Origin of the sequence: Legionella santicrucis (assembly GCF_001468135.1) — a bacterium.
Lineage (GTDB): Bacteria > Pseudomonadota > Gammaproteobacteria > Legionellales > Legionellaceae > Legionella > Legionella santicrucis.
Genome location: NZ_LNYU01000091.1, coordinates 116,832 through 129,189, shown reverse-complemented (window position 1 = coordinate 129,189; position 12,358 = coordinate 116,832). Strand labels below are relative to the sequence as shown.

Genomic DNA, 12,358 nt, shown 5'->3' with positions numbered 1-12,358 from the left:
CGGTATCGTTTTTAGCCCCGGTAACGGGGTTTTTTATTTTGAGGTAGGCCATGAAATTCGTTGATGAAGCAGTAATAAAAGTAGAAGCAGGCCATGGAGGAAATGGTTGCTTAAGCTTCAGACGCGAAAAATTTATACCTCGTGGTGGTCCCGATGGAGGAGATGGAGGGGATGGTGGTAGTGTTTACTTTGAAGCCCGCACTGATTTAAATACACTCATTGATTTTCGCTATACACGTCACTATAAAGCAGGTAATGGTCAGCAAGGAATGGGCGGAAATTGTACGGGGAAAAAGGGTGATGATTTAATTATTAAAGTTCCAGTTGGAACCCTGATTTATGATATGGATACTGATGAATTGTTGGGTGATATTAAAGATCCTAATGTTCCAGTATTGATTGCTCAAGGCGGTTTTCATGGTCTAGGTAATACGCGCTTTAAGAGTAGTGTTAATCGTTCACCACGCCAAACAACCCAAGGGAGTTCAGGGGAATCAAGAAATTTACGACTAGAATTGCGAGTTTTGGCGGATGTCGGATTATTAGGATTGCCTAATGCAGGAAAATCAACTTTAATTCGTGCTGTTTCAAGTTCAAAAGCTAAAGTTGCTGATTATCCTTTTACTACTTTGCATCCTAGCTTAGGTGTTGTCAGTGTTTCTTCTCATAAGAGTTTCGTTATGGCTGACATCCCAGGCTTAATCGAAGGTGCTTCTACTGGAGCAGGCCTTGGACATCGTTTTTTAAAACATCTTTCTCGCACTTGTGTCCTTTTACATGTGATTGATGTAGCGCCTGTAGATGGCAGTGATCCTGTTGCTTCGGCCCAAACGATCATTAATGAATTGGCGCAATATAATCCCGAGCTACTCAAAAAAAATCGGTGGTTGGTGTTGAACAAAATGGATATGTTACCTGACGCAACAAGTCGAGAGGAAAAAATGCAGTCTATAGTGACAGGACTCAATTGGAAAGATAAAGTATTCGCCATTTCAGCAATCAGCGGTGAAGGAACACAACAATTATGTTATTCGCTCATGCAATTGATTGATGAGATGAAAGAGTCGGAAGTATAACTGTTTTGAGGTTGGTACTATTGATACGGCCAAACTCATAGACAATAAACTTTGCTTTTTTTAAATGGTTGAATCCTATTATCTGGCTTTTCCAAGATTTTTACTTGTAACTCTAGTTCTGGTTGTAATGATTTTTTGGTGCTGTACTCTTGAATCCTAATAAAAAAATTTCTTAATATTTTCGAAGACCTAGAATTAATTTTAGCGTATATACTTTTGATATAGTTTACAGTGTCTTTTTCTGAGCCTATGATATGTGTAACATAAATCAAAAGAGGTTATCATGTCTCCAAGAGGTGGAAAAAGGGAAGGAGCCGGGCGCCCTAGAGGCGAGCCTACCAAAATCATTCGTGTACCGGTATCTCAGCTTTCGGATTTTGCGCGATTAAAAGATCAATCCAATTATCAATTACCCATATTTTCCAGTAAAGTACAAGCTGGATTTCCATCACCTGCCGATGATTACATTGAAGGGTATCTGGATTTAAATACTAAGTTTATCAAGCATCCTTCCTCCACATTTGTGGTGCAAGCGGTGGGGAACTCTATGGTGGAGGCAGGTATTTTTTCAGGTGATTGGCTTTTAGTCGATAGAAGCATAGAACCTTTAGATGGCCGTATTGTGATTGCAGCAATTCATGGTGAATTAACGGTAAAACGTCTGTCTAAAAAGGAAGACAAGGTACAGTTACTTCCTGCTAATCCTCAATTTAAACCCATTAATATTACGGAAGACAGTGACATGGTGATTTGGGGTGTGGTTACTTTAGTTCTTCATGAGTTACCCTAACATGTTTTCCTTAATGAACTGCAATAGTTTTTATGCAAGCAGCGAACGCTTGTTTGGTTCCGAGTCCTTCAACGTCATGCCTCAAGTGAATAAACCCAAAGATATACTATGGAACTTATAAACCCAATAAGAAAAATTATTCATATTGATATGGACTGTTTTTATGCCGCGATTGAAATGCGAGATTTTCCTGAGTTAGCAAATAAGCCTATTGCAGTAGGAGGGGATGCCAATCGTCGCGGGGTTATTGCTACTTGTAACTATATAGCCCGCCAATTCGGCGTACGCTCTGCAATGCCAACAGCACAGGCACTTAAATTATGTCGGCAGCTCATCTTACGACCAGTACGTATGGAGGTTTATCAAAAAGAAAGTCACTATATTCGCGCTTTATTTGCAGAATATACGGATCTTATTGAGCCTTTATCATTGGATGAAGCTTATCTTGACGTCACTCATTCCACACAATGTAAGGGAAGTGCGACTTGGATAGCGCAAGAATTGCGCGAACGAATTTATCGCACACGAGGACTTACTGCAAGTGCCGGCATTGCTCCAAACAAAAGTTTGGCAAAAATCGCCAGTGATTGGTATAAACCTAATGGTCAAATGGTGATTAGACCAGAAGAAGTTGCTGCATTTATGCTTCATTTACCAGTGCGTAAATTATTTGGTGTAGGGCCTAGGATGGAGGAAAAATTAAATGTACTGAATATTAAAACATGTGGTGAGCTACAGCACTATTCAATTGAAGCTTTATGCAAAGAATTCGGCATTATGGGGCAGAGACTCTATGAGTTAGCACGAGGAATAGATTATCGTCTTGTTAATCCTGAGCGGATTAGAAAATCCATCAGTGTGGAGGAAACTTATCTCAAGGACTTGCCTGATGGTGATGCGTGCTTGGCTGCTTTGCCAGAACTTATGGCACGCCTGGAAGTACGAATAAAGCGGGTAGGAAAAATTTCTGGAATTCATAGTTTGTTTGTTAAATTGAAATTTAATGATTTTCAGAAAACTACGGTGGAATGCGTGCACGATAAGATTGACTTAATTATTTTACAACAGCTTACCCAGGAAGGGTTTTCCAGAAAATATATGCCTGTAAGATTATTGGGTATAGGAGTTAAATTAAGACAAGAAAAGACAAATGAGATGATTCAGCTTCCTTTATTTGACCTATAATTCTTATTGAGAAATATTAAGCCTAGGAGGCTACTATTAACAAAAAAATTGATTATTAGTATCAATTTATATCGATAGTTTTATCCTTACAACAATGAGAAAATGCTACTAACGAATACCTCATTACACGTTCTAGGGTTGAAAAAGCAGAAATTGTTTACTCACATAATGTTCGAGTGACCTGAAGCCCAGCTCTTTCGCCTGCATTGTAACTTTTCTATAAACTCTGAACGTGAGCGTTATGGATTTTAAAATAATGCTCACTTAAATCTTCTTAATAATAACTTTTATAAAGTTTTTATTGCCTAGCTCTTGTTCTATTATTTTAGATGAGTGCAGTAATTTCATAGAAAAAGTTGAAAAATTACTAATATCTATTGACATTTATCCGTATATTACCTAATAACAGAAAAAGATGATTTTTTTTATAATAAGCACTACTCTTATTGAACAGTTTTTTAAGATTTATTGTGTAATTGAAGGAGATATTATGGAGTTTTCAAGCCGTTATGTAGCGCATATTCCCGACGCTCAAGGGTTTGTAAATTATTCTGCGGAAGAAAACAAGATTTGGAAAACTTTATTTGAACGGCAAGTGAAACTATTACCTGGAAGAGCTTGTGATGAGTTTATAAGTGGATTAAAAACTTTAGGTATCACTTCTGATGTCATACCACAGATTCCAGACTTAAGTCGATGCCTTAAAGCTGAGACAGGTTGGCAAGTATCTGCTGTCGCAGCCTTAATTTCCGCCCGTGAATTTTTTGAATTATTAGCCACAAAACATTTTCCGGTCGCTACTTTTATACGTAGCGAAGAAGAATTGGATTATGTAAAAGAACCTGACATTTTTCATGAGGTTTTTGGCCATTGCCCTATGTTGACCGATAAAGTTTACGCTGAGTTTGTTTATGATTATGCTCGTAAAGTTTTAACTTTCCCTGAGTCTGATTGGGCCTTATTACAACGTATGTTTTGGTTCACCGTTGAATTTGGTTTAATTAAAACCCAAACAGGATTAAGGGCTTATGGCGGTGGAATACTTTCATCAATTAGTGAAATTGTTTACAGTGTAGAAAGTGATATTCCACTTAGAGTGATTTTTGAACCAATACCGGCATTTCGTATGCCTTACCGTATCGATATGCTACAACCGGTTTATTTTGTGATTAGCGATTATCAAATTTTGTACGATTTTGTTTTGTCTAATATAAGTGAGCTTTTAGCACGAACTCGAGAGCTAGGTGAATTTCCACCTTTGTTTGCAGTAGATCCGGATAATCCTAATATTCATATTAGGGCGTGTTAATGTACCATAGTATAATCGCTCGAAGTATGTATTGTAATGCGCAGCCAGTGTTGTTAACATCGAGCAACCTAGTTTGTTCATTGGCTGTTTCGAGTCAAGGAGCATTATTTGATTAAAGTACTAATTGTTGATGACCATGCATTGGTTCGAATGGGTATTCGACGATTACTCGAAGATATGTCAGATGTAGAAGTTGTTGCTGATGCAGAAAGCGGTGAGCAAGCTTTAGCATTAGTCAAGCAATATTCTCCTGATGTAGTTCTTTTAGATATGAAAATGCCTGGAATTGATGGCTGGGAAGTAACGCGCCGTCTGAAAAAATCAAATCCACATATTAAAGTCATAGCCGTAACTGCAATGTGTTCTGATGTATTACCCACTCGGGTTTTACAATTAGGGGCTATGGGGTATCTCACTAAAGAATCGGGTGCTGAAGAAATGGCTGCTGCGATACGTAAAGTAGCTAAAGGAGAAAAATATCTTAGTGCCGAAATTGCTCAAAAAATGGCAATCAACAGCTTGGAAGAAGCACAAGGATCTCCTTTTAATATATTATCTGAACGAGAAATGCAAGTGATGTTGATGATTACAAGTGGCATGAATGTTCAGGAAATCAGCGATAGGCTTTTCTTGAGTACTAAAACGATTAATGGTTATCGTTATCGTACGTTTGAGAAATTAGGTATAAAAAATGATGTTGAGCTTACCTACCTAGCTTTGAAACATGGAATCATAGAAAATCCTACTGGTTTGACGTCAGAAGAATAGAAAATTGCTACATTAAGAATTCATTGCTTTAATTCTCTAATTTTTAATGTCAAAAACGTGGATTATCTTTTTGTCGTCCAAGTTATAATCCGCTGCTCCATAAAAATACTGCTATTATTATCAATATGAATATTTCTAAAGAATTGGCATTATTCCTCGCTAAGCTTCCTAATGAACCGGGTATCTATCGAATGCTGGATGAAGAGGGTACTGTGCTTTATGTGGGTAAAGCTGCTAATTTGAAAAAACGGGTTACGAGCTATTTTAATAAGCAAAAAACAGGGATTAAAACACGTTCTTTAGTAACTCAAATTGCTTCTATTGAAATTTCAGTTACTCGAAGTGAAACGGAGGCATTGCTTTTAGAAAGCAATCTCATTAAAACATTAAAACCCAAATACAATGTTTTATTACGTGATGATAAATCTTATCCTTATATCCATCTTTCTAATCATTCTGAATTTCCGCGAATAGAGAGTTATCGCTCGAAAAAAAAACCACTTTCTGGAGATTTCTTCGGTCCTTATCCTAGTAGTGGGGCAGTAAAAGAAACTATAGTAACCATTCAAAAAGTATTTAAAATTCGTAATTGCCGTGACAGCTATTTTAATGCACGCTCACGGCCTTGTTTGCAGTATCAAATTAAGCGCTGTACTGCACCTTGCGTTAATTACATTTCTCCAGAGGAGTATAAACGCTCAGTACAAGATGCCATGCGTTTTTTACAAGGTAAGTGCCAATTAATTCTTGATGAATTAGCAAAACGAATGGATAAGGCAGTCAGCGAGTTGAATTTTGAAGAAGCGGCTCTTTTGCGAGATCAGATTAAAAGCTTACGATTAGTTCAAGAGCAACAAGGAATTTTACAATTACAAGGAGATGCGGATGCCATTGCCATTGAAGTAAATCCGGGTTTTGCTTGCGTGCAGTGTGTGACCATTCGAGAGGGGCAAATATTAACAAGCCATAGTTATTTCCCATCTTTGCCACAAAAAGGATTGGATGAAGAGTTCAGTGTGGAAGCTCTATGGCAACAAATTTTTAGCGCATTTATTGGCTTTTATTACTTAGATGCCCCGGAGAAAATTCCAGCACTGATTATTACGAATCACCCTATAGATGATCAAAAAGCACTTCAAGAAGCATTATCGCAGCAACGTGGTAAATTATGTAAACTTCAGGTCAATCCTCGTGGTGTTAAATTACGTTGGATGGATTTTGCATTGAATAATTTACGTGTTTCTGTTGCTGAATATGTCACGAAACATTCTACCATGAGATCTCGTTTTCAAGAGTTAGAACAATTTTTAGGACTGAAAAGGCCAATTGAACGCATGGAATGTTTTGATATAAGCCATACGCTTGGAGAGGCGACGGTGGCATCTTGTGTCGTATTTGAACAGGAAGGCCCTTGTCCTAATCAATACAGGCGTTTTAATATTGAAGGCATCACGCCAGGTGATGATTATGCTGCTATGGAGCAGGCAATTACTCGTCGTTTTAAACGTTTAGTAGAAACTCAATCTTTACCTGATGTACTCATTATTGATGGAGGTAAGGGACAGGTTGCTGTTGCTCAAAAAGCACTTTCATCTTTAAATATATCCTCTGTGATTTTATTGGGCGTCGCAAAAGGACCGTCACGAAAAGCTGGATGGGAAAAGTTAATTTTAGTGCATGAGGCGCTGGAATTGAGCTTACCTGATGATTCTAAGGCATTGCATTTGTTACAACATATTCGCGATGAAGCACATCGCTTTGCGATTACTGCCCATCGCAAGAAAAGACAAAAAAAACAGCTGGATTCTATTCTTGAAGATATAGAAGGAGTAGGTGGAAAACGCAGACAAGCATTATTGCATCGTTTTGGAGGGCTTCGTGAACTTGCGAAAGCGCCGTTAGAAGAAATTGCTAAGGTACCGGGTATTAATGAGCATTTGGCAAGGCGCATTTTTCTATTTTTTCATGGCGAAAATACATTGCCATGAAAAAATGGAGATGAATAATAATCTTGCATGCACACTATTTAATCACAAAGATTTATTTGTGATTATTAATGTCAGTCTTAACGAAATAGAGGATGAGAATATTATTTATAACCCTAGCAAAATTTCTAGTATTCGTACTACACTTAGGATAGATATGCTCGAATAATAATTAGAAAAAAATTGTATTTCAGCACAGATCTTGCAGATAAAAAATAAAAAGTAAGGTGAGGGGGGCATATGTATAAAATACTTTCCATTGCATTAATGATGCTCATGGGTGCTGTAGTAAATGCCGCTAATTTCTATGGCACAGGATTATGTGGTTATCCTCAATATGACTGTATTAAAATAGAGTCAGGACAAAGTTGGGAAACTTTATTTCCTGATCCTACCCAGCGTGACATTGTACAAAGGGTTAATCGTACTTATAACCCCCTATGGGCTGGTAAAATTGTTGCGGTACCAAAAAACTTAGCGTATCTCACTGTTTTTGATGTTTCTCCTTTCCCGCTTAAGATACCCGATGAGCATCAAAAGCAAATTATTGTAGACCAAGATAAATTAGCTTATGCCGCTTATGATGCTGAAGGTAACTTGGTAAAATGGGGACCTATTTCATCAGGAAGAGATAGATGTCCTGATGCGAATCGTTCTTGCCGGACTTTAACAGGTATTTATCGCGTCTTTAGTAAAGAAAATGAGAAATGTACATCCGATGTGTTCCCAATCGGTAAAGGTGGAGCCAAGATGCCTTTTTGCATGTTCTTTCATAAAGGCTTCGCATTACATGGTTCTGAAGACATACCAGGAGTCAGAGCAAGCCACGGTTGTGTGAGGATGTTTACTGCTGATGCTAAATGGTTAAATCAAAATTTTGTTGAGTTATCCAGTGAACGTAATAATTTCATGGGTACAACAATAATTGTCCGTCCAATAAATGATAGTGAGTGAGAAAAATGATGAATACAATAAAAAGATTCACTTCAATTTCATTGATTATTTTCTTGGGGCTGTTATCTACTCATCTTGACGCGGCTACTAAATCTAAAAAAAACAAAGATGGGGATGCACAAGCAAAGTCGGCAAAAGAGGAAACTCGATTTCCCATAGGCTGCAGACCTGTTGGGTATAAGGAAAGTTTAAAAATATTGAGCCTTTATCCAGGAAAAGAGGGCGCCTTGCAATCTTTATATTTCTTTTTCAATAAATTGCCGCAAACCGTGAGTTTATACCAAATGCGTGATGAGGACAGCGAATATTCAACACGTGTGAATCATTCTATTGGTGGTAACCAATGGGCAGTTTTAGCAACCGGGGAACCTTTAGTCAAATTTATTTGTACTTTAGGAGATGGTAAAACTTCCTATGGAAAAATTTTAGATTGTGCTGATACGATTAAAGTATGTGAGTACGTTCATGTTAAATTTGGTTTAAATAATAAAGGTAATTATTGGATCGTAGATGGTGCTACTCGAAATGAGGCAGTTAATGGGGTAGTGCATTATGGCATAATACCTGGGGTATAAATCTGAAATCATAAAAAAATTCAGGTTAAATTGCTGTGTTAAGAGGGAGAATTTTCATGAAATCGCTAGTACCTTGGGTATGTTTGTTTGTTGCATCAGCCGGCCAACAAGCTTTTGCTGATGATTTCAGTGCTTATCGATTAGGCAACTATAATAAAGCGATTGAACCTTTGATGAGTCAATCAGGAAAAAATGCTGTTGCTGATTATTATTTAGGTCGAATTTACCTTTATGGATATAGTCAACTAAAAAACAATCAGCTTGCCATACGTTATTTTACCCAATCGGCGCAAAAAGGATATTTGCCTGCCATTTTACTCATGGCCAAATACTCTTTATTACATGAAAAAAATCCCGAGCAAGCTCTAGGATGGTTTAAAAAAGCAGCAGATGTTGGGGATGTAGATGCCCAAATGTTTACCGCAGCGGCTTATATGTATGGAATTGGAGTCAAAAAAAATAGTGATATAGCAAGTCGCTATTATATTAATGCAGCAAAAAATGGTAATTCAATTGCACAATTTACTTTAGCAAAGAACTTTATAGATAGCCGAAATTCATCAAATCGTAAATTGGGGCTTATTTGGTTGAATAAATCAGTTGCCAATAATAATCCCCAGGCTCTTACTATGTTAGGCAATCTTTATATTGAAGGAAAATTGGTTGATAAAGATGAAGATAAAGGGATCGAATTATTAAATCGGGCTGTATCTCAAGGTTTTGCACCGGCAATGGTTGCTTTGGGAGAATTGGCTTTAGAGCATAATCAAAAGGATCAAGCTCTGGAGTGGTTTAATAAAGCAAGTAATCAGCAGAATGATCAAGCATACTTAGATTTGGCTCATATTTATTTACAACCCAAAAGTCCACTTTATGATCCTAAAACTGCTTTTATGTGGACTTTAAAAGCGGCTCAAGATGGATTGCCTCAGGGTAAACGTGAGTTGGCCGAAATGTACCAAAAAGGAATAGGTGTTGAGACGGACTCTAATATAGCAAAGCAATGGTTAGACCAAGCTAATCAAGATGAAAGCTCAAAAAATCAAGAAGCTGCTTTGGCACAAGCGGCATTGTGGTTGAGTAATGGTGTAACGGATAAATTGGAGCAGACTGATTTTCAAATGCAAGGAATATTCAGTGCCTGGCAAAATCCATCTGTCTTAGGTGATTTTGCTTATAATCAAGCACCCAAATTGAAGAATGTGATACGTCAATCTGTATTTAAACCCCAATTTGAATTGATTCAGCCCAATGATGTTCCTATAACCAGTTTTTATGATGTACTACTTCGTAAAAATCCTGATTTCCAATCCAATCAATGGACTTATCCTTTTTATCCTTTAAACAAGCAGCTGGCCGCTGCATTAAGGGAACATAGTCCTGTTTTTAACCAAACAAATTTACCTGTACCTTATATTGATGCAAATTATTACGATTATGATGATAACTCACAAGCGAGTATCCTGGATTTATGGACAAATGATTGGCAAGCTCAACTGAATTATATGTCTATTTTTAGCAATTTATATTCCAGAGCAATATTAGGTGATGCTCAATCGCAGTTTGAAATAGGGCAAATGTTTCAATACGGTATTGGTGTCGCTCAAAGTGATGCTTCTGCAATTATTTTTTATCAAAATGCGGCACAACAACAACATTTAGGCGCCGAGTACAATCTAGGCATGTTATATTTGCAACATGCTAAGGATAAAAATGATTATCAGCTTGCTTTAAATGATTTAACGGATGCTGCATTTAAGGGAAATAAAAAGTCTCAATATGTACTCGCCAGAATTCTTACTCAAGGAGTAACGGGGCAGGATGGAACGGTATATATTCAGCCTAATCAAGAACAGGCAACATCTATGTTGTATCTGGCTGCAGCTAATAATTATGGTCCTGCGGAATATGAATTAGCAGATAACTTGGCGCGACAGAATGATAGTGCGTTAAGTGTCAATGTCAGAAAGCATAAAATAGCAATGATACGTCAGCTTTATCAAGGAGCCGCAGATCGCGGAGTATCTCAAGCTTTATTACCACTTGCTTTTTATAATGCAATGGATGAAGACAAGCAAAGACAAGACCAAGCTTTCCAGATTGCTAAGGAACAAGCCTTAACCGGTAATGATGAAGCCGCACTCTTGTTAGGATTACTTTATGATCGAGGCATAGGGGTAGCAGCTGATCCTGGACAAGCAATCACTTGGTATCAACAATCAGGAAAAAATGCCGTAAGCGATTTTATTTTGGGTACTTATGTAGCAGAAGGCAAAGGCATTGCTCAGGACACAGCAAAAGGAATGGAACAGTTACAACAATCAGTTAATAATAAATTTTCCTACGCTGATTTCAATATGGCTGTGTTGCAAAAACAGATGGGAGTGGAGTTTTTACCTAATTTGATCCAAGCTTATCAGTTAGGAAATAGCCATGCCGGAATTGTTTTAGCGGATTATTATTTAATAGACAATTCTGATCCCCAAAAAATGCAGGAAGCGAAACAAATTTACGCTGGTCTTGCTGAAAAAGGAGATCAGTATGCCCAATTGAAATTAGCATATATGTTGCAGAAGGGTTTAGGCTCTGAACCTGATTTGACTGAAGCCCGACAGTGGTATACTGCTTCAGCAGAACAAGGAAATCCTCTAGCCCAATACCTATTAGCTCAATTATATCAACTGGGTATCAATAGTGATCCCGATTATAATTTGGCACAAGAGTGGTACCAAAAGGCCGCTACGGCATTGCCCGAAGCTTTAGTCGCATTAGGTTTTATACATGAAACTGTTGATGATAATTATCCTAAGGCATTGAAAGAATATAAAGAAGCAGCAGAAAAAGGCGATGCTTTAGGAACATATAATTTGGGTTTAATGTATTTATATGGAAAAGGCATACCAGTGGATTACCAAAAGGCTAGGGACTTCTTTGCTGAGGCAGCAAATCAAGGAGTTCATGAGGCTATGAATCAATTGGGGACCATTTATTTTTATGGATTAGGACAAGCCCGCGATACACAGCAAGCTTTAGCATGGTATAAAAAAGCAGCAGAACTAGGAAATGCTAATGCACTTTATCAATTGGGATTATTATCTGAGACGGGTGTCATTACCAAGCTTGATTTTAATGACGCACTCAAATATTACCAGCAATCAGCAGATAAAGGTAATGAAAAGGCAATGCTGGCTTTAGCTAGAATGTATCACTATGGCTTGGGTGTTGAAAAAAATCCTAAAATGGCAGCAAGCTTTTATCAAAAATTAGCCTTACGTCAAAATGCTTATGCTCAATACCAATTAGGCACTTATTATTTGGAAGGTACTGCAGGCGAGCACTCAGTTTCTAAAGGCAAAGAATTATTGCAGCAAGCAAGTGATAATGGTAATTTGCAAGCACGCCAAGTTTTACAGCGATTAGAAGCACAAACTCAAGCACGAGTTAGTTTTATTGAGCCTGTGTTGATGAATAATGCACCTGTAGTTGCTGCAGGACAAACAGCTGATTTAATGTACCTAGAAGCGCTTAATGAGTGGAATCAAGGTGATGAAGTTTTATCACGAATGATTTTACAACGTTTAGTGACCCAATATCCTAACTTTACACCAGCAAAACGTGCTTTTGATCAATTGAATCAAGCACGGTTAGTAAGCATTTATAGTTAGGCCTCTATATAGCCTGAGCGCAGCAAAACGGAATCTAATTTGGTTTCTGCA

Annotated in this window: 9 protein-coding genes; all 9 read left to right on the top strand. The window is 37.7% G+C overall.

The annotated features are described in order from the left end of the window. The first annotated feature begins 50 nt into the window (after positions 1–50). The 9 genes from cgtA (at position 51) to Lsan_RS18210 (ending at position 12,307) form a co-directional block, all read left to right on the top strand. The gene (cgtA, locus tag Lsan_RS18255; protein WP_058515547.1) at positions 51–1,076 is read left to right on the top strand and encodes an Obg family GTPase CgtA; all 1,026 of its coding nucleotides are present in this window, start codon (positions 51–53) and stop codon (positions 1,074–1,076) included. A gap of 283 nt (positions 1,077–1,359) precedes the next feature. Next, positions 1,360–1,866, top strand: coding sequence for a LexA family protein (locus Lsan_RS18250; RefSeq protein WP_058515546.1), 507 nt, complete (start codon positions 1,360–1,362; stop codon positions 1,864–1,866). Positions 1,867–1,983: 117 nt separating this feature from the next. Next, positions 1,984–3,051, top strand: a complete 1,068-nt coding sequence (gene dinB, locus Lsan_RS18245) for a DNA polymerase IV (protein WP_133134203.1) — start codon at positions 1,984–1,986, stop codon at positions 3,049–3,051. Between the two features lie 490 nt (positions 3,052–3,541). Beyond that, positions 3,542–4,360 (top strand): phenylalanine 4-monooxygenase, encoded by an 819-nt coding sequence (phhA, locus tag Lsan_RS18240; RefSeq protein WP_058515544.1) that lies wholly within the window; start codon positions 3,542–3,544, stop codon positions 4,358–4,360. A gap of 108 nt (positions 4,361–4,468) precedes the next feature. After that, entirely contained in the window at positions 4,469–5,128 is a 660-nt protein-coding gene (gene letA / locus Lsan_RS18235; RefSeq protein WP_058515543.1) for a two-component system response regulator LetA, read from the top strand. Positions 5,129–5,253: 125 nt separating this feature from the next. After that, positions 5,254–7,116 (top strand): excinuclease ABC subunit UvrC, encoded by a 1,863-nt coding sequence (gene uvrC, locus Lsan_RS18230; protein WP_058515542.1) that lies wholly within the window; start codon positions 5,254–5,256, stop codon positions 7,114–7,116. A 237-nt stretch (positions 7,117–7,353) separates the two neighbouring features. Beyond that, positions 7,354–8,067 carry a L,D-transpeptidase gene (locus tag Lsan_RS18220; RefSeq protein ID WP_058515540.1) on the top strand — a complete coding sequence of 238 codons (714 nt, stop codon included), beginning with the start codon at positions 7,354–7,356 and terminating at the stop codon, positions 8,065–8,067. A gap of 8 nt (positions 8,068–8,075) precedes the next feature. Beyond that, complete coding sequence (locus Lsan_RS18215) at positions 8,076–8,642, top strand: endopeptidase IV (RefSeq protein WP_193392764.1); 567 nt, start codon at positions 8,076–8,078, stop codon at positions 8,640–8,642. 56 nt (positions 8,643–8,698) lie between these two features. Then, complete coding sequence (locus Lsan_RS18210; protein WP_058515538.1) at positions 8,699–12,307, top strand: SEL1-like repeat protein; 3,609 nt, start codon at positions 8,699–8,701, stop codon at positions 12,305–12,307. Positions 12,308–12,358 lie beyond the last annotated feature (51 nt).